Origin of the sequence: Bacillus sp. ZY-1-1 (assembly GCF_003047165.1) — a bacterium.
GTDB classification, from domain to species: Bacteria; Bacillota; Bacilli; order Bacillales; family Bacillaceae; genus Bacillus; species Bacillus velezensis.
Map to the genome: position 1 here is coordinate 3,114,550 of NZ_CP027061.1, position 21,954 is coordinate 3,136,503.

General features: G+C 47.7%; 21 protein-coding genes. 13 read left to right on the forward strand and 8 right to left on the reverse strand.

The annotated features are described in order from the left end of the window. Positions 1-53 precede the first annotated feature (53 nt). Both C5I45_RS15550 and C5I45_RS15555 read left to right on the forward strand, forming a co-directional pair. Complete coding sequence (locus C5I45_RS15550) at positions 54-701, forward strand: hypothetical protein (protein WP_041481845.1); 648 nt, start codon at positions 54-56, stop codon at positions 699-701. Between the two features lie 50 nt (positions 702-751). Beyond that, a complete protein-coding gene (locus C5I45_RS15555; protein ID WP_014304626.1) occupies positions 752-1,612 on the forward strand; it encodes an NAD(P)-dependent oxidoreductase in 861 nt (286 codons plus the stop codon). A 34-nt stretch (positions 1,613-1,646) separates the two neighbouring features. Here C5I45_RS15555 and pdaA read toward each other — a convergent pair whose 3' ends face one another. Both pdaA and C5I45_RS15565 read right to left on the reverse strand, forming a co-directional pair. Beyond that, entirely contained in the window at positions 1,647-2,438 is a 792-nt protein-coding gene (gene pdaA, locus C5I45_RS15560) for a delta-lactam-biosynthetic de-N-acetylase (RefSeq protein ID WP_003155556.1), read from the reverse strand. 100 nt (positions 2,439-2,538) lie between these two features. After that, the gene (locus tag C5I45_RS15565) at positions 2,539-2,724 is read right to left on the reverse strand and encodes an SE1561 family protein (RefSeq protein ID WP_003155558.1); all 186 of its coding nucleotides are present in this window, start codon (positions 2,722-2,724) and stop codon (positions 2,539-2,541) included. A gap of 145 nt (positions 2,725-2,869) precedes the next feature. On the opposite strand from C5I45_RS15565, the gene yfkAB reads away from it, so the two are divergent. Together yfkAB and C5I45_RS15575 are read left to right on the forward strand one after the other, a co-directional pair. After that, the gene (gene yfkAB / locus C5I45_RS15570) at positions 2,870-3,991 is read left to right on the forward strand and encodes a radical SAM/CxCxxxxC motif protein YfkAB (RefSeq protein WP_032857435.1); all 1,122 of its coding nucleotides are present in this window, start codon (positions 2,870-2,872) and stop codon (positions 3,989-3,991) included. A 6-nt stretch (positions 3,992-3,997) separates the two neighbouring features. Beyond that, positions 3,998-4,831, forward strand: a complete 834-nt coding sequence (locus C5I45_RS15575) for a mechanosensitive ion channel family protein (protein WP_043866918.1) — start codon at positions 3,998-4,000, stop codon at positions 4,829-4,831. Between the two features lie 28 nt (positions 4,832-4,859). Here C5I45_RS15575 and C5I45_RS15580 read toward each other — a convergent pair whose 3' ends face one another. Then, positions 4,860-5,654: a YfkD famly protein gene (locus C5I45_RS15580; protein WP_088005349.1), complete on the reverse strand. Its 795-nt coding sequence runs from the start codon at positions 5,652-5,654 to the stop codon at positions 4,860-4,862. 70 nt (positions 5,655-5,724) lie between these two features. Beyond that, a complete protein-coding gene (gene cax / locus C5I45_RS15585) occupies positions 5,725-6,780 on the reverse strand; it encodes a calcium/proton exchanger (RefSeq protein WP_003155564.1) in 1,056 nt (351 codons plus the stop codon). 158 nt (positions 6,781-6,938) lie between these two features. Between cax and C5I45_RS15590 the strand changes: the two genes are divergently transcribed. Continuing rightward, on the forward strand, positions 6,939-8,117 hold the full coding sequence (locus C5I45_RS15590; protein WP_014304624.1) for an MFS transporter: 1,179 nt from the start codon (positions 6,939-6,941) through the stop codon (positions 8,115-8,117). Positions 8,118-8,302: 185 nt separating this feature from the next. Here C5I45_RS15590 and C5I45_RS15595 read toward each other — a convergent pair whose 3' ends face one another. The 3 genes from C5I45_RS15595 to C5I45_RS15605 are packed head-to-tail and all read right to left on the reverse strand — an operon-like array spanning position 8,303 to position 9,967. Beyond that, the gene (locus tag C5I45_RS15595; RefSeq protein WP_003155567.1) at positions 8,303-9,142 is read right to left on the reverse strand and encodes a YihY family inner membrane protein; all 840 of its coding nucleotides are present in this window, start codon (positions 9,140-9,142) and stop codon (positions 8,303-8,305) included. 11 nt (positions 9,143-9,153) lie between these two features. Next, positions 9,154-9,480, reverse strand: coding sequence for a hypothetical protein (locus C5I45_RS15600; protein ID WP_014304623.1), 327 nt, complete (start codon positions 9,478-9,480; stop codon positions 9,154-9,156). Between the two features lie 13 nt (positions 9,481-9,493). Continuing rightward, positions 9,494-9,967 (reverse strand): low molecular weight protein-tyrosine-phosphatase, encoded by a 474-nt coding sequence (locus C5I45_RS15605; RefSeq protein ID WP_014304622.1) that lies wholly within the window; start codon positions 9,965-9,967, stop codon positions 9,494-9,496. A gap of 155 nt (positions 9,968-10,122) precedes the next feature. Here C5I45_RS15605 and C5I45_RS15610 point away from each other — a divergent pair, with 155 nt between their 5' ends. The 5 genes from C5I45_RS15610 (at position 10,123) to C5I45_RS15630 (ending at position 14,772) form a co-directional block, all read left to right on the forward strand. Next, positions 10,123-10,338: a DUF1128 domain-containing protein gene (locus C5I45_RS15610; RefSeq protein ID WP_003155571.1), complete on the forward strand. Its 216-nt coding sequence runs from the start codon at positions 10,123-10,125 to the stop codon at positions 10,336-10,338. Between the two features lie 334 nt (positions 10,339-10,672). Further along, on the forward strand, positions 10,673-11,866 hold the full coding sequence (locus C5I45_RS15615) for an MFS transporter (protein ID WP_024085014.1): 1,194 nt from the start codon (positions 10,673-10,675) through the stop codon (positions 11,864-11,866). Positions 11,867-11,892: 26 nt separating this feature from the next. Next, the gene (gene aroD, locus C5I45_RS15620) at positions 11,893-12,654 is read left to right on the forward strand and encodes a type I 3-dehydroquinate dehydratase (RefSeq protein ID WP_024085013.1); all 762 of its coding nucleotides are present in this window, start codon (positions 11,893-11,895) and stop codon (positions 12,652-12,654) included. A gap of 64 nt (positions 12,655-12,718) precedes the next feature. Then, positions 12,719-13,603, forward strand: coding sequence for a shikimate dehydrogenase (locus C5I45_RS15625; protein ID WP_025854010.1), 885 nt, complete (start codon positions 12,719-12,721; stop codon positions 13,601-13,603). Between the two features lie 137 nt (positions 13,604-13,740). Next, positions 13,741-14,772: a LacI family DNA-binding transcriptional regulator gene (locus C5I45_RS15630; RefSeq protein WP_025854009.1), complete on the forward strand. Its 1,032-nt coding sequence runs from the start codon at positions 13,741-13,743 to the stop codon at positions 14,770-14,772. A gap of 20 nt (positions 14,773-14,792) precedes the next feature. Here C5I45_RS15630 and C5I45_RS15635 read toward each other — a convergent pair whose 3' ends face one another. Continuing rightward, entirely contained in the window at positions 14,793-15,308 is a 516-nt protein-coding gene (locus C5I45_RS15635) for a type 1 glutamine amidotransferase domain-containing protein (RefSeq protein ID WP_003155578.1), read from the reverse strand. A 220-nt stretch (positions 15,309-15,528) separates the two neighbouring features. Between C5I45_RS15635 and C5I45_RS15640 the strand changes: the two genes are divergently transcribed. From C5I45_RS15640 to C5I45_RS15650, 3 genes are all read left to right on the forward strand, one after another. After that, on the forward strand, positions 15,529-19,821 hold the full coding sequence (locus C5I45_RS15640) for a multifunctional 2',3'-cyclic-nucleotide 2'-phosphodiesterase/3'-nucleotidase/5'-nucleotidase (protein WP_107994493.1): 4,293 nt from the start codon (positions 15,529-15,531) through the stop codon (positions 19,819-19,821). A 210-nt stretch (positions 19,822-20,031) separates the two neighbouring features. Further along, the gene (locus C5I45_RS15645) at positions 20,032-21,171 is read left to right on the forward strand and encodes a YibE/F family protein (RefSeq protein WP_107994494.1); all 1,140 of its coding nucleotides are present in this window, start codon (positions 20,032-20,034) and stop codon (positions 21,169-21,171) included. Further along, positions 21,168-21,929, forward strand: coding sequence for a YibE/F family protein (locus C5I45_RS15650; RefSeq protein WP_003155586.1), 762 nt, complete (start codon positions 21,168-21,170; stop codon positions 21,927-21,929). The genes C5I45_RS15645 and C5I45_RS15650 overlap by 4 nt, the downstream gene beginning before the upstream one ends. The last annotated feature ends 25 nt before the right edge of the window (positions 21,930-21,954 follow it).

Below are 21,954 nucleotides of genomic sequence, written 5' to 3' on the forward strand. Positions count from 1 at the left end.
CGGCTGTTCTTTTTTTTGAGAAAACATGATAGTCTGGAAAAAAACGTAAAGAGGTGTGCGCCGTTACCATCCTTTCTCATAAAATCATTTCTTCTGTCCTCCTGCTATTCAGTGTTATGTCCATTGCCCCGCTGTATAACGGCTGTACGGTGTCTGATTACATCTTTGAGTCGCTCGGCTTTTCTTCCTGGTCTGAAGACGGAGCCCATATCTCCGTCATTCCCGGGGTCGTCCTTTACTTTGCGGCGTTAATCTGGTGTGCCGCCGCGTTCAGGCGGACGCTTCCCGCGGCGGGGCTGTTTCTGATCTTTCTCAGTATGGGGGCCGCTTCCGGTATCAGTCCTGCCACCGAATATGCCGCTTTTTCCTTAAAACAGTTCGCGCCCGAAAAAGAGTCTGTCGAATATTTGAAGCACCGCAGCGAATGCAGTCATCTGATTGAGCGAAAAAGAGCGGGCATGAGCTGCACGCTTTATATCAATCATTACGGAAAAGGGGAACAAACCATTTCTGTCACGCCGGATTTATCAGAAAACATAAAGGACGTCACATTCAAATCAAAAACATTCACTGTAAAACCCCGTTCAAAAACAATCATCAAAACCCGATTTACCGGATTTTATAAGGGGACAGCCGCATCAGACTCCGGATGGTCTTCAGAACCGGAACTGAAAGTGGCAATCCTGTACACAGCAGATTAACCATTTTGCATGTATAATGGTGGAAAACTTTTCATTGGAGGGACTGTCAAATGAAGATTGCCATTGTCGGACTCGGCAATATGGGCCGCCCCATCGCCGAAAATATCATGAAAGCCGGATACAGCCTGACTGTATATAACCGGACGAAAGAAAAAGCGGCTGACCTGCTGGATAAAGGGGCCGAATATGCCGAAACGCCCCGCCAGGCAGCTGAACATGCGGACATTGTGCTTTCAATGCTGTCAGACGATGAAGCTGTAACAGGCGTGACGTTCGGAGCTTGCGGCATTATTGCCGGGTTATCTGAAAACGGCATTCATATTTCAATGAGCACGATCAGTACGGCGCTGTCAGAACAGCTTTCCGCCGCACATTCGGGCAGAGGGCAGTCCTTTATTGCCGCTCCCGTCCTCGGCCGCCCCGATGCCGCTGAGAAGGCCGAGCTTCGCATCATCACAGCCGGACCGGCAGAAGCGAAGAAAAAGGCCGAACCGCTGTTTAACATCCTGAGTCAGCAAGTATTTGATACGGGTGAAGAAACAAAAACGGCCAATGCCGCGAAAATCAGCGTCAATTTCTTGCTCGTTTCTATGCTGGAGGCGTTATCTGAATCATTCTTAATGATGGATAAGTTCGGTTTAGAACAAAAACAATTTCTAGAAATCGCCAACGCGCTCTTTGGCTCTCCCGTCTATCAAAATTACGGCACGATCATGGCTGAGGAGAAATTTGAGCCGGCCGGCTTCAAAATGTCTTTAGGGCTCAAGGATACCAATCTGGCGCTCGCCGCCGCTGAACAGGTTTCCGCAAAACTCCCTCTTGCCGAACTGGCGAAGAGCCATTTTGAAAGCGGGATCGCACAAGGCTTCGGAGATTTGGATTGGGCGGCATTGATTAAATGTATCAAATAACAAAACACCTCTCCATTACCAGGAGAGGTGTTTTCTACAGGCGCGGCAGCTTCATTTCTTTCTCAAACATCAGGTCATCAATGCTTTTAAACGTGTAGCCTTCTTTTTTCAAATCGGTAATGGCATCGTCCAGAGCTTCTGAATTGTCCTTTGAAACGGTGTGAAGAAGGTAGATCGCGCCGGGATGCGCCTGCTTTATCATGTGATCATAGGCGTATTGTTTTCCTTTTTGCTCGTTAACCTTCCAGTCGACAAATGCGACGGACCAGAAAACCGTTTGGTAGCCGAGACGCTTCGTTTCTTTGAGGACATATTCGCTGAATACGCCGCGCGGCGGACGGAGATACAGGTTGTCCCGCTTTCCGGTAATGTTGTACACAGCTTCCGTGACGGAATCGAGTTCGTCTTGAATCTGATCGCCCGTTTTTGTCGTCAGATCAGGATGATGAAAAGAATGATTGCCGATGATATGGCCTTCCTTTGACATCCGTTTAATCAAATCAGGCTGCTCTTTCACAAAATGACCCGTGACAAAAAAAGTGCCCGTGACGTGATGTTTTTTTAACACATCAAGCACTTTCGGGGTGTACCCATTTTCATATCCGTTATCAAACGTTAAATAGATGGTCTTTTCTTTCGTATTGCCCAAATAAAAGGCATCATATTTTTTGACCAGATTGTCCAGCTGTCTGCCGGCATCGGGCGGCTGATGATTGACGCTGCGTTTAAATCCCCAGTTTATCCGTTCATTCGGCACCGCTTCTGCGCTGTTGATGCCTCCTGCAAGTAAAACGGCCATGCAGCAAATTGAACAAAACCATTTCATGACCAGCACTCCTTCTGCATTTTTCCTTATTTTGCAGTAGGCCCTGCCCTTTTATACAGCCGCATTATGGAAAAAGAAAAACCCCGGCATCCGCCGGGGGTTATTCCCAATCTTTTTTAAAGCGTTCGTATTTTGCTTCCAGATCATCAAGCATGCCGATGAGCCGGTCTATATCTTCAACGTCCGTTGATTCAGGGTCTAATGAATCAATGACATTCATAAACATATCGAGTCTGTTCTTCAGGTAATCGAGCTGCTGATCTTTGCTGTTTACTGCATTCCCCATACTTCCACTCCATTCATTTTTTATAATGGTAGCGTATTTTTTGGCGTTTTTCAATGGTTCCGCTACTTGCGATCTTGGCAGATCAGGTCTAAAATTAACAGTTGGCAGACGTTAGTATGCCCATTTATAAAGGAGTTAGATAGTCATGACACAAAACACAGCACTGCGTCCGATTACACCGGAGTACGACCCTTGGGAAGCGTACATGGATGTCGACCAGTATGGAGATATGAAACTGACGAACGTTGAATTCACAACGACGACTTTGTGCAATATGAGATGCGAGCACTGCGCCGTCGGGTACACGCTCCAGCCGAAAGACCCGGATGCGCTGCCGATCGACCTTTTATTAAAGCGGCTTGATGAAATTCCTCTGTTGCGCTCTATCAGCATTACGGGCGGCGAACCGATGCTTTCGCTGAAATCGGTAAAGGAATACGTCGTCCCGCTTTTGAAATATGCGCATGAACGCGGCGTGCGCACACAGATCAATTCAAACCTGACGCTTGATATCGGGCGCTACGAACGGATTATTCCTTATTTGGACGTTCTTCACATTTCCCACAACTGGGGAACGGTCGAGGACTTTGCCGACATCGGATTTGCGATGATGGAGAAGAAACCGACATTTGAACAGCGGGCGCGCTATTTTGACAAAATGATTGAAAACAGCCGCACGCTGGTCGAAGCAGGCGTAATGGTTTCAGCGGAAACGATGCTGAACAAACGGACGCTGCCGCATATTGAACATATTCACCGGCAGATTACGGAAGAAATGAAATGCCAGCGGCACGAAGTCCATCCGATGTATCCGAGTGATTTCGCCAGCGCGCTTGAATCACTCAGCCTGAAGGACATGAGACAGGCCATTCATCATCTGCTCGACATTCGCGATGAAGAGACATGGATGCTGTTCGGCACGCTCCCGTTTTACGCATGCAGCCCTGATGAAGAAGACCAGAAGCTCCTCCGCCGCCTGCGGGAAGCGAAAAACGTTACGGTGCGAAACGACCCTGACGGCCGCTCCCGCCTGAACGTCAACATTTTTGACGGAAATATCATTGTCACGGATTTCGGCGATACACCGCCGCTCGGCAATATTAAAACAGACAGCCTTCCCGAGGCATATGACAAGTGGAGACAGACGAAGCTGAGCAAGGAGCTGAACTGCCGCTGCACAAACGTCCGGTGCCTCGGACCGAACGTCCTTGTCAAAAACAGTTATTATCAGGACACGGATTTTTCATTACGAAAAGCCAGAGGTTAACAGAAGATGGAAACGACAATTACGGATATTTTGAAAAGCAAAGTGGTTGAGATCATCATCGTCGCTCTCGTGCTTTACGCCGGTGTTTTTCTGATCAACCGCTTTGTCCAGGTGTTATTTAAACGCATAGATTTCTTGGAGGAACGGAAAGGGAAAACGATTGAAAGCCTCGTCCGATCCATCACCCAGTATACAGCGACGATCGGTTTTATCTTTTACGTCATTTCGTTATTCGTTCATGATTTCGGCCGAATTTTAGCCGGGGCGGGTGTTGCCGGTATCGTCATCGGTTTCGGCGCCCAGTCGTTAATCAAGGACATATTGGCCGGTGTCTTTTTGATATACGAACGCCAGCTTCATAAAGGCGATTACGTGACAATTAACAATCTGTTCAACGGCACAGTCGAAGAAATCGGGCTCCGTTCCCTCCAGATCCGTGAGTGGACCGGCAAGCTGCTTACCATTTCAAACGGTGAGGTCAGACAGCTTCAAAACTATAATATTGATTTTATGCGGATTACCGAGTCCGTCGTGATCAGTTATAAAGAAGATCCCGAGCGGGTATATGCCGTCTTAGAAAAAGCCTGCGACATGCTCAATGATGAGCTTCGCGATTCACTGAAGCGGGATGAATTTCTCAATGCGGCGGAGCCGTTTCAAGTGCATGGAATCATGAGCCTGAACAAATTGACGAGAGGCATAGAATTTACCGTCAAAGGCATGGTTCAAGATAAAGAATACTTCTCGGCAAGCCTTGCGGTGAGACGCGTTCTTGCCCGGGAGCTGTACAACAACAATGTGCAATTGCTTGAGGAAATGTATCACACACAAAAAAGCTGATTCCCGAACCGGAATCAGCTTTTTTTATTTATCTCGGCTGCGCTGTCATTTGAAAACCGAATGTGACGTGATCCTGCACCGGAATCCAAGCCCCGATTCCTTGCGAAGTCACATTTTTGACGACAAGTTTCCGCTTGCTGCCTTTCAGCACCAAATACACTTCACCGTATGTTACTTTTCCTTTTTCATTAACGGCCGGAGCGTAGGCGTGCAGGTAGCCGAGCCGCTGCGGAGAAATTTTGTAGGTTTGATCGCGTTTTGTGCCTGCGCCGATAACCGTTTCAAACGCGAGCGGCAGTTTTGTTTTCTTCATCGCTTTTTGCATCATCATGCTTTTTACGTCTTCTGCGTTCGGCACCTTCGCTGTGAGCCCGCCTTTGATTTTGTACTGCTGTTCTTGGGCGTATGAGATAACCGCGGTTTGCTGTCCGCCCCGGTTATCCGCTCTGTTCGTATTGATTTTTTTATATTCCCAGTTGGCGACCGTTTCGTTCGATTGATAGCCGAGCGCCCATTTCCCGAGAAATATTGTCGCCCGGTAGCCGATGGCAAGCGGTGAACCGGAAACCGAGGATTCATTCAGCATTTTTATCAGATGCGGATTTTCGATGTTGATCTCGGATGTATCTAACAATTCCTTTGCCAGTTTGCTCGGCTGAAGCATCGGCTGGTCCTGTGAAGCATTCGGATACGTATTTTCCTTTGAAATGCTTACAACAGAGTTGGGAACCTTAAACGGTTTCTTTGCACCGGCAGACGGCATTGCGAAAAAACTAAAGGATAACAGCAGAATCAGTGTGGCATGAAACAGCTTTCTCATCATATCACTCTTTCTATAGCATTTTCCTTTAGTCTTTTCCTCCGCAATCGTTGTTATCCGCATTTTTTACAGGTTAAAGCAGGAAAAAACCGATCGCCATGATGACATAAGCGGCAAGGAGCGTAGCCCCTTCAAACCAGTTCGAATCGCCGTCATTTGAAATCATCGTCATCAAAAGGACGGATGATATCATCGCCACAAGCTCGGGCAATGTGAATACAAGCGGCATATTGACCGGAAAAAAGATAGAACAGATCACAAGAACCGGGGCTACAAACATGGCGATCTGCAAAGTCGAACCTACCGCGATTTCAACGGCGACATCCATCTTGTCTTTGTACGCCATAATAATCGCCGACGCATGCTCTGCGGCATTTCCGACAATTGCGACGATAATCACCCCGATAAACAGCTCGCTCCAGCCGAACTGTTCAGCCACCGCATGAAACGTATGGACAAGGTTTTCAGATATGTAGGCGACAATAATAGTTGAAATAAATAAGACGGCTGTCGCTCTTTTCCCCGACCACTCTGGCTGCTCCTCTTCTTCCTTTGCCTCCGGCTGATTCGGCTGATAAACACCGCGGTGAGTGACGAGCTTGAAATAAAGAGCTGCCACGTACAAAAGGATCATGATGATGCTGATGCCGACACTCAAATCAAGCTTGTTTTTTTCCCCCATATCCATGGAAAACACTTCGGGAATGACAAAAGCTACGATAATGGCAAAAATCAGCAGGCCTGAATTATGCCGGGCATCATGAATATTGAATTCCTGCCGCTTGTATTTCAAACCGCCGATAAAAAATGACAATCCCGCGACGAGCAAAAGATTGCCGAGCACCGAACCGGTCAGTGAAGCAAGCACGATGCCCGTCAGCCCTTCTTTTAAGGCGAAAATCGATATAATCAGCTCTACCGCATTGCCGAACGTGGCATTCAGCAGACCGCCGATCCGCGGTCCCGCGATAATGGCAAGAGATTCAGTCGCTCTCCCCATATAACTTGCAAGCGCAATAATCGTCAAGCAATAAATAATAAACAAAACCGCTGACGGCCAGTGCATCAGGCCGCCGATGACTGAAAGCGGCACTCCCGCCGCAGCCGTAAAGAAAAAAATCCGATTCATATCTGCCTGGCTCCTTTTTTCGAATAAGTCTTTTTATATCCTTCTCAAAAACTCCTTCAATTACACTTCCTCGGCAGCCCGAATTGGCATTTTCAGGTTGCCGGACGCGGCAAATCCGTGTACGATCAAGAAAGATACTGAAGAAGGAGAAATACGCGATGTCACGACTGTACTTCTTTATTTTGGTTCTGCTTGTTTCCATCTCCGGATTTTCCCAAGGCATGCTTCTGCCGGTGATCTCCGTCATTTTTGAAACGAACGGAGAATCCGCAGCCATAAACGGACTTCACGCAACCGGCCTTTATATCGGCGTGCTTCTGGCGTCGCCGTTTATGGAGGCCCCGCTGCGCAAGCTCGGATTCAAACCTCTGATGGTCATGGGCGGATTTCTTGTTATCATCAGCTTATTCAGTTTTATTTGGCTTCAATCCATATGGTTATGGTTTTTTCTTCGGCTGCTTATCGGAATCGGGGATCATATGCTGCATTTTTCAACCCAAACGTGGGTGACTTCCAAGTCAACGCCCCGAAACAGAGGAAGAAACATTTCGCTGTACGGACTGTCCTTCGGGCTTGGATTCGCTGTCGGCCCGTTCATGGTCCCTCTTGTGAAAACAAGTCCGTCCCTTCCGTTTATCGTATCCGGCTGTATCAGTCTTTGTGCCTGGCTGTTTGTGTTTGCCTTACGTAACGAGTACCCGGCGCAAGGTCCGGATGAAACATCCGGGGACAACAGCGCAAAACGGTTTTACCGCGCCCTTCTTTTCGGCTGGGTCGCTTTTCTCCCGGCTTTCGGGTACGGTTTTTTAGAAACGGCGCTGAACGGAAGCTTTCCCGTGTACGCCCTTCGTTTAGGCATATCCGTGGATGCCGTCGCGCTGATATTGCCCGCTTTTGCCATCGGAAGTATTGTATTCCAGTTCCCTCTCGGTTTATTAAGCGATCGATTCGGGAGAAAACGTGTCCTGCTCGTCATCTTATTAACGGGTGCCCTTTGCTTTTTGACGGCCGGACTGTTTCCGTCGCCTTCTGTCATCGGCTGCTGCTTTTTCACGGCGGGGATGGCGGTCGGCAGTATGTTTTCCCTCGGCATCAGCTATATGAGCGACCTGCTGCCGTCCCATCTGCTGCCGGCGGGCAACCTGCTCTGCGGCATTTCCTTCAGCCTCGGAAGCATGATCGGCCCGGTGGCGGGCGGCTGGTATATGCAGCGGTTTGAAAGCGCCAACTTGTTTTACTTTATTACGGTGATTCTGGTCTGTATTTGGCTTGCGCTCGTCTTCGGGAAAACAAAGCACAGCCCCGCTTCCGAATCCCATTCTTTTCCGGCCACATAAAAAAGCCGCCTGATCTGAGCCAGGCGGCTTCTTTCTAGTGGTATCCGTTCTGCCCGTTGGCGCTTCCGCTTGTTTTATTCTTCGGGCCGTTTTTTGAGTTTTGTTTATTATGGCTTCCGCCTTTTTTCGTATGCTTGGTCATAGCCGATTCCCTCCGTTTTTCAGCTTGAACGTCATCCGTTCCTCTATAGCTTGCTCCCGCGGTACGGATTTTCATCAGGAAGCTTTTTACGTTTATGTAAAAGCGCGTTGATTTCTCCTCCTAAAATCAACAGGGTTCCCGTAAGGTAAAACCAGATCATAAGGACGATAATTCCCCCGATGCTCCCGTATGTGGCGCTGTAGTTGGCAAAGGTGCCGACGTAAAATGAGAACAGCATACTGACGATAATCCAGCCGGCTGCCGCGAATACAGCTCCCGGCAGGACAAAACGGAGGGAAAGCTTTTTATTCGGCGCGAATATGTAAAGCGCGGTAAACACGATTAAAAGGATAAGCGGACTGATACCCCAGCGGACAACCGACCACACCTGCAAAAACAGGTCCGAGGCGCCGATGAAATCCGCGGCCAGCATTCCGATTTCTCTGCCGAACACCGGCAGAAGCAGTGCGATTAAAATCGTAACCACCATCGCAATGGTTAAAAAAATTGAGGTCAGGCGAATGATGATAAATGAGCGGTTTTCCTCGACTTCGTAGGCATGGTTAAATGCTCTGACAATCGCGTTCATACCATTCGAAGCCGACCAGATGACGGCGATAATCCCGAATGACAAAAGCCCGCCGCTGCGCTTGTTCAGCGTTTGCTCCGTTATGGATTTCACCATGGACATGGCGCTGTCGGGCGCGTATTGATCGACCGCCCCGAGCACGTCTTCTGCCGATATGGGAAGATAGGCGGTGAGCGTCAGCATGAAAATCATCAACGGAAACAATGACAGCAGGAAAAAATACGCCAGCTCCGCCGATTTACTTTGTCCTTCATGCAGAGAAAACCTTGCAAACAGCTCCTTTATAAAACTCATGACATCCCACCTCAATGATCGTTTTTCGAAAAATGCTCCTTCGTTTCTTTTAACAGGTCAATGACCTGCGGCGTCGTCTGCTTCAGCTTGGTGATCTGCCCGTTTAAAAAACTCAGATCTTCCGATACGGTATTGGCAATGTTTTTCACTTGATCCAGTTTTGCGGAAGCCTGCTGCTTCAGGGCTTCAGGATGTTTTCGGTAAAATGCCGCACGCCGCCTGCACGCGTCCATGTTCCGGAAACATGCCTCTCTCGTCGGCTTATGTAATAAGGACAGTGCTCCGCCGGCGGCAGCGCCGATCAGAATCGCTTTTGCCATGATGCGTGTCTGCTTCATCGGTCAATCCCCCTTATAAATGATGGTCTTTCTTTATTGTCTCCAGCAAATGACGGCACCCGGACTCGACCAAAGCGTACACCTCGCTGAAATTTCCGGTATAATACGGATCGGGCACGTCGGCAAGGTCTGACTCCGGTACATAATCAAGCAGCCTTGCAATACGCGGCGCCGCTTTTTTATAACCGGCCATGCTGCGCAGATGTCCGATATTTTCTGCATCCATCGCAATGACGTAATCAAAATCGGTCAGATCAGACTCACGGACCTGCCTCGCCGTGATGCCGCTTGCGCTGATCCCTTTCTCCTTCAGGATCTCCTTTGTCCCTTCATGCGGCGGATTTCCCGCATGCCAGGCGCCGATTCCCGCTGAATCAATGTTAATCTGCCCGTTCAGCCCGTTTTTCTTCACCATATCAGAAAATACCGCCTCTGCCATAGGCGACCGGCAAATATTTCCCAGACAGACAAACAGCACATGTATCATATCGATAACCTCCCTATTCTTTCCCCGCATTTTGAGGATCAAAAACCTTATCAACATCTTAGCAATTTTTCTGCGGCTGTGGAAATAAGCTTTTATTCTAAATGAATTCTGTTAGAATAAAGGGTACGAAAACGGTCATGAAAGGATGCATGAATTTGCCGAGCCAACAAACAGAAACGTTAAATAAAATGATTGAAGACATTTCGCAAAAGCTCAACATGCTCAATGTCGGCGTCATCAGAGCGGAAGATTTCAGTGATGAAAAAATAGAAGATCTTACATACCTTCATCAAATGGTCATGAAAAAAGCATCATTCAGTCCGAGTGAAATGCAGGCCATTGCCGAGGAGCTCGCCTCTCTCAGGAAATAAACCCATGTCAGACCTGCCGAAAAACGGCGGGTCTTTTTTGATTTAAAAAAGTAAAAAATAAAAGTTCATCGGTTTGACACATATAAAAAGAAGGAGTATAGTAACTGTGAACTTGGTAGAACGATATACTAAATGAGCGGGCCGCTTATCTTTTTTTGTTTAGTAGAACGATATACTCATTGTGATATCAGCGTTATTCAAGTTTGTCTATGCAACCGTTGTATCAAACAGTTTTCAAAGAAAGGCAGTGGTTCAATAAAGGGGAATGGTGCTGTGCTTTTATCAATTAAAAAAATAATTTAATTCTTTATTAACCGCATTAGGGGATGTCATCATGAAAAACATATACACCAAAATGGCAGCGGGTCTTTATATTAACTATTTCCTGCTGGGCATGATCAATATTATTATCGCATCCAATATGGAGGCATTATCAAAACAGCTTCATACTTCCGCAGCCGGTGTCAGCTATTTGGTCTCCGCCATCGGGATCGGGAAGCTGATTTCGCTTCTGTTTGCCGGGAAGCTTTCGGATACATTCGGGAGACGGCCGTTTATCGTGTCGGGCGCCTTTCTGTATCTGATTTTCCTAATCGGGATTCCGCTTTCGACAAACTATACGGCCGCGTTTATCTTCGCCATTTTCGCCGGGATCGCCAATTCCTTTTTGGATTCCGGGACATATCCGGCGCTTATTGAAGGATTTCCGAAAAACGCAAGCTCTGCAACCGTGTTAATCAAAGCGTTTGTATCAATCGGCGCGACGGTGCTTCCGTTTTTTATCGCGTTTATTGCGGACAGGCATTTGTTTTACGGCTGGACGTTTTTCGTACCGGGCATTATCTTCTTCCTGAACGGCTTTTTCCTGTTGAAAGTTCCGTTTCCGAATCATAAGCAAAAAGAAGACGGCGGCCGGACGGAAGCCTCTCCGTCTGATGACGCGTTCACATCACAGCCGTCGATATGGCGCGAAGGCGTTGCGATCATTCTATTAGGCTTTTCATCAACGGCGCTGTTTATGCTCGTTCAAGTATGGCTTCCTAAGTTCGGGCAATCCGTTTTGGGCATGCCTGAGGTGCAGGCCGTCAAATTGTTGAGCTATTACAGCATCGGGGCGCTTGTGTCCGTGTTATTGCTGGCTGTGCTGTTAAACAGAGTGATCCAGCCGATTACGGTAATGGTGCTGTACCCTGTGATCGCGGCAATCGCGCTGCTTGCTCTGATTTTCATTCAGCAGCCGGCCGTATCGGTCATCAGCTCCTTTGTCATCGGACTTTCAACTGCGGGCATTCTGCAATTGGCGATGACGGTTATGGCTGTTTTATTCCCTAAAAATAAAGGTACAATCACATCTTTTGTTAATATAGCATCAAGCTTATCTTTTATTGTCATTCCGCTTGTAACGGGAGCGATATCCAAAGCCGCCGGCCTGACGCCTGTTTTTCTGCTTGATATCGGAATTGCGGCCGTCAGCGCCCTCCTCGCATTGTTTATCGGAATCCGCTTTAAGCAAGTGATGAAAGCCTGACTATTTTTTAAGGGAGAGGATTTATCATGCAATCTATCACAATCAGAAACACGGTCATCGGTGAAGGGCTTCCGAAGATCATTGTGCCGCTGATGGCGGCCGGAGAGAAAGAACTGCTCGAAGAAATTGAAGCCGTCAACAGGCTTCGCCCGGATATCATTGAGTGGCGGGCGGATGTATACGAGCATGTTGACAGCCTGGACGCCGTAAAAGGCATGCTTGAAAAGCTGCGGAAAGCCGCAGGCGCAACACCGCTGCTTTTCACATTCAGAACCCATAAAGAAGGCGGAAATAAAGTTATTGATGACCGCTTTTACATTGAATTGCTTAAAACCGCCATCGAAACAAAACACATTGACCTTGCAGACGTTGAGCTGTTTACGGGAGAAGCGGAAGTCAAATCAATTGTGAAAACCGCTGAAGACAACGGCGTATATGTCGTCATGTCCAATCATGATTTTCATCAGACACCGAAAAAAGAAGAAATCATTTCCCGGCTCCGGAACATGCAGGCGTACGGCGCGCACATTCCGAAAATCGCGGTGATGCCGCAAAGCACTGAAGATGTTTTCGTCTTATTGGATGCCACTCACACGATGAAAACACAATACGCGGACCGGCCGATCATCACGATGTCAATGGCGGGAACAGGCCTGATCAGCCGGCTGGCCGGCGAAGTCTTCGGCTCAGCGTGCACGTTCGGAGCGGGCAAAGAAGCATCAGCGCCCGGGCAGATTCCCGTTGAGGAATTGCGCAGCGTACTCAGCATTTTAAATAAACATATGTAATCAGCGTTTTTTGCCCTCAAAGCGGGATGAAAAACAAATGAATGGACTAACGGAGGAATACATCATGAAGAAAGAATTAGGACGGATTAACGGAAAAACTCAGCTTATCGGATTATTCGCGACACCGATCGGACACTCATTATCTCCGGCGATGCACAACCTGGCGTTTAAAAAATTAGGATTGAACTACGCTTACCTCGCGTTTGAAGTCGGCAATGAACAGCTGGAAGATGTGGTAACGGGAATGCGCGCCTTAAACGTCAGAGGCTTCAATGTCTCGATGCCGAACAAGATGAACATTCTCCCTTATCTCGATGAACTCGCGGATTCAGCGAAATTCACCGGCGCGGTAAATACAGTCGTTAATGAAAACGGCAGACTGATCGGACACTCCACTGACGGTATGGGATACGTCCGCAACTTAAAAGAACACGGCGTCGATATCACAGGCAAAAAAATGACGCTGGTCGGTTCCGGCGGGGCCGCCACTCCGATAGCGATTCAATCCGCATTGGAAGGCCTCGGAGAAATCTCTATTTTCGCCCGCAATGACGCGTTTTTCGAAAAAGCGGAAGAAAATGTCCGCATCATCAATGAAGAAATGAAGGGATCTTCTTGTAAAGCGAAAGTCTTCCCGCTCGAAGATCAAGATGCGCTGCGTGCTGAAATCGCTTCAAGCGATATTTTCACAAACGGAACAGGTGTCGGTATGAAACCGCTTGAAGGCTTGAGTGTTATTGAAGATACATCCATGTTCCGTCCGGATTTGATTGTGACAGACGTCGTTTACAACCCCGTTACGTCGAAATTGCTTGAACAAGCTCAAGCAGCCGGCTGCAACACCATTAACGGTCTCGGCATGATGCTTTGGCAGGGCGCCATGGCGTTTGAATATTGGACAGGCCGTGAAATGCCGGTTCAGTATATTAAAGAGCAAATGTTTGAATAACCTATTGTGACAGAAGCGCCGAAGGACAATCCGTCTTCCGGCGCTTTATCTTTTTCTCCCTCCTCTCTCTTTCTTCTCATGCGCCAAAACGCTTATAATGGATGTAACGAATAAAAACCAAGTGAGGAATGCGACGTATGAAACAGCAAAAAAAACGCCGGGTGACATTGCAGCAGGTCGCCGAACATGCCGGCGTCTCAACATCCACCGCTTCATTAATTGTCCGCAATAATCCCCGAATTTCCGAAGCGACCCGTGAGAAAGTGCTGCAATCCATGCGGGAGCTGGGGTACGTATATGATCGGGTCGCCGCGAATTTACGATCACAGACGTCCACAACGGTAGGATTGATTATCACTGACATTTCCAATACGTTTTTCTCAGAATTTCTGATCGGCGTTCAGAATACGCTTGAGGAAGTCGGATTAACGGTGCTGTTAGGCACGACATTTGATTCCGTCGCCAAGCAGGAGCAGCTGATCTCGACCATGCTGGAGCACAGGGTCGGCGGATTGATTTTGTGTCCGGTTTCAGGTACGGCTGAGGAAACCCTTTCCCGCCTTGAGCAGCTTGACATTCCGGTCGTGCTCGCCGTCAGGGAGATTGCCGATGCCAACTGTGATTTTGTCGGAGCCGATTATGAGGAAGGCACCTATAAGGCAGTGCGTCATTTCATTGAGAAAGGCCATCAGGAGATTGCGTTTCTGGGCGGCGTGAAGCACTCATCAACATGGACGAAGCGTATGAAAGGGTTTAAAAAAGCGCTCCGTGAAGCGGATCTGGAAGTGAAAAATGAATATGTCATTGACAGCGCGCCGACCCGCGAAGCAGGCTGTGACGCCGTGACGGAGCTCCTCCGCCGGTCTGAGCGCCCGACCGCGATTTTCTGCTTCAGTGATTTGGTCGCGTTCGGCGTCATGCAAGGGATCAGAAAAGCCGGGCTCGTTCCGGGCGAAGATATTGACATTGTCGGCTTTGATAACGTGCCGGAAGCTGAAATTTCTTATCCTCCGCTTACAACCGTTTCTTCCTTTCCGCGGCAGTCGGGAAAAGAAGCGGCTCAATTGCTGCATCATAAAATCACCAATTCCCAGCACAAAAAACAGCGCATTATTCTGGCGCCTGAGCTGGTCATCCGGGAATCTTCACAAAAAAAGCGGAACGCCTGATACGGCGCTCCGCTTTTATATTACGCAAGCAGTTTTAATGATTCGCGGTTGAATGCCGGAATGTCATCCGGTGTGCGGCTTGTGACCAGCTGGTTCTGGCAGACGACGACTTCTTCATCCACCACATTCGCGCCCGCGTTTTCCATATCGATTCGGATTGAAGTAAATCCTGTCGCTTTGCGCCCGTCCAATGCTTTCGCGTTGATGAGAAGCTGAGGGCCGTGGCAGATGGCGAACACCGGTTTTTTATCATCCATAAACGCTTTGGCAAATTGGACGAAACGGTCATCCGCACGTAGCATGTCAGGTGAGAATCCGCCCGGGATCAGCAATGCGTCAAAGTCTTTCGGATTCACATCATCGATGGACGCGTCCACTTTCACTTCCGCTTCCCCTTGTTTGCCTTTGACTGTTTTTCCTTTTTCCTGTTCAATTACGGTTAATTCATGACCCGCATCTTTAAAAGCTTTCGCAGGTTCAGTATACTCGACATCCTCAAAGTAATCCGTTAATACAACTGCAATTTTTTTACCCATAGTTACTACCTCCTGCTTGATGAAGTCTACATAAATCCATGTACCCCAGCCACACTAACATCAAACATAGGTAACGCGTTTACCGCCCGCCTGTTTTACATAGGTCATTATCCTCATTTTTTATCTTTTCACAAGAATCATCATGAAATCTATATAAACTTTCACAAAATATTCTTACAATGGTACTGCATGACAAAATTTGTTGAAAGGTGGAGAACAGGTGAGAATACAGAAAAGACGATGCAGCGTCAATATGACACTCCGTATTCTGCTGCCCCTAGTTATGATACTTAGTCTGATCCTCCCAACATCACCCATTAAAGCAGAAGAAAACAAATCCTCCAGTGTGAATCTCAGCATTTTAGCCACAACTGACGTTCACGCTAACATGATGGACTACGATTACTACAGCGACAAACCGACAACGGAATTCGGGCTGGCCCGAACGGCTCAGCTTATTGAGAAGCACAGGCGCGAAAACCCGAATACGCTGCTTGTCGATAACGGAGACCTGATTCAGGGGAATCCCCTCGGAGAATACGCCGTAAAATATGAGAAAAATGATATCATTTCAGGCGCAAAGACCCATCCGATCATTGAAGTGATGAACAGTCTGCATTATGACGCAGGAACACTCGGCAATCATGAATTTAATTACGGGCTTGAATTCCTGGACGGGACAATCAAAGGCGCTGATTATCCGATCGTTAACGCCAATGTGAAAACAGTAAGCGGCGAAAACCGTTATACGCCTTATGTCATAAAAGACAAAACCGTCACGGATGAAAACGGCGGCAAGCATCAGCTAAAAGTCGGCTATATCGGCTTTGTTCCTCCCCAGATCATGACGTGGGATAAGAAAAATCTCGAAGGCCGCGTTCAGGTCGAGGACATTGTGGAATCCGCAAAGAAAACCGTTCCGAAAATGAAAGCTGAAGGAGCCGATATCGTCATCGCCCTCGCCCACAGCGGCATCGAAAAAAAAGCGCAGTCTTCCGGAGCGGAAAATGCCGTTTTTGATCTGGCAACGAAAGTCAGCGGAATTGATGCGATCGTATCGGGCCATCAGCACGGTCTTTTCCCTGATGCCGAATACAAAGGCGCTGCTCAATTCGACGTCGATAAAGGCACGATTAACGGCATCCCCGTTGTCATGTCAAGCAGCTGGGGCAAATATGCGGGCGTCATCGACCTCCGGCTTGAAAAAACAGACAGCGCGTGGCATGTGGAAGATGCAAAAGGCAGCATCGAGCCGATTGCCGGCAATGTGAATTCGGAAAACGAAACCGTCGTCAATACCGTCAAAAAAGCGCACGAAGGCACTTTGAAATACATCAGAGAACCCGTCGGCCAGACAAAAGCCGATATCAACAGTTTCTTCGCCCAAGTCAAAGATGATCCGTCCATTCAAATCGTAACGGATGCGCAAAAATGGTACGCCGAAAATAAGATGAAGGATACGGAGTACAAAGATCTGCCTATCCTCTCGGCGGGCGCCCCGTTTAAAGCCGGCGGGCGGAACGGCTCAAACTACTATACAAACATTTCCGCTGGCGACCTCGCCATCAAAAACATCGGCGATTTGTACCTGTATGACAACACGGTTCAGATCGTCAAGCTGAACGGAAGCGAAGTGAAAGACTGGCTCGAAATGTCCGCGGGGCAATTTAATCAGATCGATCAGGCAAAAGGCGGCAGCCAAGCGCTTTTAAATGACGCCTACCGCTCATACAATTTTGATGTCATTGACGGTGTCACCTATCAGGTCGATGTCACAAAACCGGCGAAATACAACGAAAACGGAACAGTCATTCATCCCGATGCAAGCCGGATCGTCAACCTTTCTTATCAAGGAAAGCCCGTCAGCGCCAAGCAGGAATTTCTGATCGTCACAAATAATTACCGCGCTTCAGGCGGCGGAGGATTCCCTCACTTAAGCAATGACAAAATCGTATACTCTTCTGCCGATGAGAACAGGCAGGTCTTAATGGATTACATCATCCAGCAGAAAACGATTAATCCGCAGGCTGATCATAACTGGTCCATCCTTCCGGTCAAAGGGACAAATCTGACATTTGAATCTTCCTTGGCCGCAAAGCCGTTTGCCGACCGCGCAGATGACGTCGCCTATATCGGTGAATCACAAAACGCGGGCTACGGACAGTACAAGCTCCAATTCAAAGATGATGAACCGGGCACAGATCCGCCGAAAGATGACGCATGGAAACTCACCGTTATGCATACTAATGACACGCACGCCCACCTTGATAACGCGGCGAGGCGGATGACGAAAATCAAAGAAATCAGAAGCGAAACCGACCGCAGTATTTTGCTGGATGCGGGAGACGTTTTCTCAGGCGATCTCTATTTCACAAAGTGGCAGGGGCTGGCTGATTTAAAATTGATGAACAGCATGGGCTACGACGCAATGACCTTCGGAAATCATGAGTTTGATAAAGGGCCGGGCGCTCTCGCCAGCTTTCTGAGCGGTAACGGGAGCGCGTCTGACCCGTCCGGAAAATACAATTTTCAAGCGCCTGACTTTCCGCTCGTCAGCTCAAATGTCGATGTGTCCAAAGAGTCAAAACTCAGACCATTCATGAAAAAAGCAGACACATTTACGGCAGGGAAAAAGAAAAAAGCAGGCATCTATCCATATATTCTGCTTGATGTAAACGGAGAAAAAGTCGCCGTGTTCGGCTTGACGACAGAAGATACGTCCGTCACATCAAGCCCGGGAAAAAGCATTGTCTTTCATGATGCCTTCCAATCCGCACAAGATACAGTAAAAGAAATACAGAACAAGGAACATGTCAATAAAATTATCGCCCTGACCCATATCGGGCATCAGCGTGATCTCGATCTTGCCAAAAAGGTAAAAGGCATCGACTTAATCGTCGGCGGACATACGCATACGCTTGTAGATAAAATGGAAATTGTCAAAAATGAAGAGCCGACCATCGTTGCCCAAGCAAAAGAATACGGCGAATATTTAGGCCGTGTCGATCTCGCATTTGACAAAAACGGCGTCGTCCTGCCGGAACAATCCTCTCTTCAAGCGCTGCCGGTGAATGAGCAGACGAAAGAAGACCCGGATCTGAAAAAAGAGCTTGATCCGTTTAAAAAAGAGCTCGTCTCAGTCAAAAATGAAAAAGTCGGTTCAACGAAGGTCGCACTTGACGGCCAGCGCGAGCATGTCCGCTCCAAAGAAACCAATCTCGGAAACTTCATCGCGGACGGCATGCTGCAAAAAGCGAAGGAAGCCGCCGGCGCCCAAATCGCGATTACAAACGGGGGCGGCATCCGCGCAGGCATTGATAAAGGAGACATCACCCTCGGCGACGTGCTGAATGTGATGCCGTTCGGCAACACGCTTTACGTCGCGGATTTAACCGGAAAACAGATCAAACAAGCCCTGGAACAAGGATTAAGCGGAATTGAAGCTCAAGGCGGCGCCTTCCCTCAAGTTGCCGGTTTAACATACACGTTTACACTGAATAAAAAGCCGGGACACCGCGTTCTTCAAGCTGCGGCCGTACAGGATGACGGCAGTGTAAAGCCGATTTCTGATAAGAAGACATACAGAGTCGCCACCAGTAACTTTGTCGGTGAAGGCGGAGACGGATATTCCGTCTTTAACGAAGCGTCCCATAAAGAAGACCTTGGCTTTGCCGACTATGAGGTCTTCGTTGAGCAGCTTGAAAAAGCGGGAAAAGCGGTGGAACCGAAAGTTGACGGCCGCGCGCAGGAAGTGTACCTGCCGACAAGACAAAAAAACGGTTCGTGGACGCTTGAAGATGACAGCGCATTTGCCGTCTATGCCAAAAACGCCAACACGCCGATCGTGTATTATGATAAGAATGACGGCGCCAAAAAGCCGATTGATCTCAGCGTGACCAAAAAACAAATCGGCCTGTTAAAGGACAGAACATCGGATTCTTCCCTTACGATCCTGCATGACAAGTTCAGCATGAAAATGCCGATGGCAAACGCTGCTTCAGCTGATACACGATTCGGTGTGACGCCGAAGGGAAAAGTTAGCGGGGCGCTTTCAAATGTATACGACTTTACAATGAAGCAGAAAAACAAAGACATCAAAACATTCAAAGCGCCGGTAAAGCTCACCCTGCGCATTGAGAATATGAAAAAGGCGAAACAGCCCGGCATTTATCATGTAGACCGGAAAAAGAACGTCTATACAAAAACAGACAACGGTTCGGTTTCACACGATCTCGTCACGGGCTATACAAATCATTTCAGTGAATACACCATATTAAACGCAAACACGAAGAGCGCACCGCCGACAAGCGGAGATCACGGCTCCGGAAAGCAGCCAAGCGGACAAAAACCGTCATCCGGCCCTGCGCAGGACGGAGTATCGCCGGGCGGCCTGCTTCCTGATACGGCCACAACGATGTATTCCATCCTTCTTGCCGGGTTACTCATCAGCGCGCTCGGAACGGCACTGTATCTATATCAAAGAAGAAAAGCAAAAAAAGTGAACGAAGCATAAAAAGACCGCTTTTATCAGGCGGTTCATCCCAAAAGCTCTCCTGATCTGATATCAGGAGAGCTTTTTCTGCCGGTCCCCCCTCTGAGTCGACAGCCGTATGGCCGAGTGATAAAATATGAACGTTATTCGCGAAAGACTGCATCCGCATCGTTCAACACTTCACGGCAGGGCCTCTCTTTCACACGGCGCCGCCTGTTTGGAGGACTTTTTTTGAAGATTACAGGAAACAAACGAAACCGCATGTCTTACAAGAAAAAGCTGTTATACGTGATAACAGCGCTTTGTTTTATCAGCTCGCTCATTTTTGTCACTCACAACGCTTCTTTTTATGAGCGGCCGATTGCCAAAGTGACGAAAACAACATTGGAACATCAGTCTGACGTACAGGACATGCATAAAAACAAAGATAAGATTTTCACTCAGACGATCACAGCCAGACTTGAAAACGGCAGTCAGAAAGGGCAGCTCATTCATTTGTCCAATCAGTATTCTTTATCCGGAGCGAATGATCAGAAATATTCGATTGGCGATGAAGTATTCGTTTCTATTGATAAAGGGAAACCATCAAACAAAGATATATCGGGAAGCATTATAGATAAAAAACGGGATAAACAGCTTTTGCTGATCGCTTGGGTTTTCATCTTCACCTTGCTTATCGTCGGCAAAAAACAAGGCTTCTTTTCGATCGTCAGCCTGATGTTTAACGCCGTTTTACTGTCGTTTGCATTGGATTTGTACAGGAAGCATCCTAATATAGGGTTAATTTTTATCTGCGGTATCTGTATTCTCATCTTTACGGTCATATCATTGCTGCTTGTCAGCGGTTTTCACGCGAAAACATACGCCGCCATAGCCGCGACGCTCGCAGGCACTTTCGTTTCCCTGCTGATTACGTATCTGGTGATGCTGGCAACCGGAGAGAAAGGTCTCAGATATGAGGAAATGCAGTATTTAACCCGCCCTTATCACACAGTGTTTATGGCCGGGGTATTTATCGGATCACTGGGAGCGGTCATGGATGTAGCCATTACCATGACGTCATCTGTCTTCGGATTATATGAAGAAAACAAGGGTATCTCATTACAAGCTCTCAGACGTTCCGGGATGGAGATCGGAAAAGACATCATGGGAGCGATGACCAATATTCTGTTTTTTGCTTATATAAGCGGCTCTATTCCGATGATGCTTTTGTATTTGAAAAATGATTCCCCGATAGGATTCACTCTTTCTATGAACATTTCCTTGGAAATAGCCAGAGCATTGGCCGGGGGGATCGGAATTGTATTAACCATACCCGCCAGTCTGTATGCTTCTGTCTTTTTTATTAAACGAAAGAAGGCAAGCTCATGAATGTCATCGTAATTCTCGCGGCGATTTTATTTCTATTAATGGTCATTATCGGCGGAAAAAAAGGAGCGAGGTCTTTTATTGCGTTATTCTTAAATTTCGGGGTTCTCTTTCTCACCATTATTTTCATGACAGATCCGCATATCAATCCGATTGTTTTAACATTGCTCTCTTCCGCCGTGATTTGCAGCATTACTCTTTTTTATATTAATGGAGGAAACGTCAAAACCGTAACCGCCTTTATTTCTGCGATGCTGACCATTGCATTGCTGCTGTTTTTTATTATGTCCGTAACAAAACATACTTCGATTCAGGGATTCGGTGAAGAAGAATTGGGGGATATCGGCATATTCACACTGTTTGTCGGGGTGGATTTTGTGAAGGTTACCGCAGCTATGATCATCATGGGCACGATTGGGGCGATTACTGATGTCGCGATTTCCATTACTTCACCCATGCGGGAAATTTACAGTCATAATCCGTCCATGAGCAGAAAAGAACTGTACACATTCGGATTAAGCATCGGGAGAGATATTTTAGGAACGAATACGAATACGTTATTCTTTGCTTTTTTCGGCAGCTATTTGGCTTTAATTATCTGGTTTAAAGACTTATCATACTCAGCTGAAAAAATAGTGAACTCAAAAGTATTCAGTGCGGAAGCCGTCACCATTCTTTGCGCCGGAATCGGGATCGGCATCATCATTCCCGTTACGTCCTGGATCACCGCCTGTTTTTTAGCAAAACCAAATAAACATTAAAAGCTGCCGGGACACGCCCGGCAGC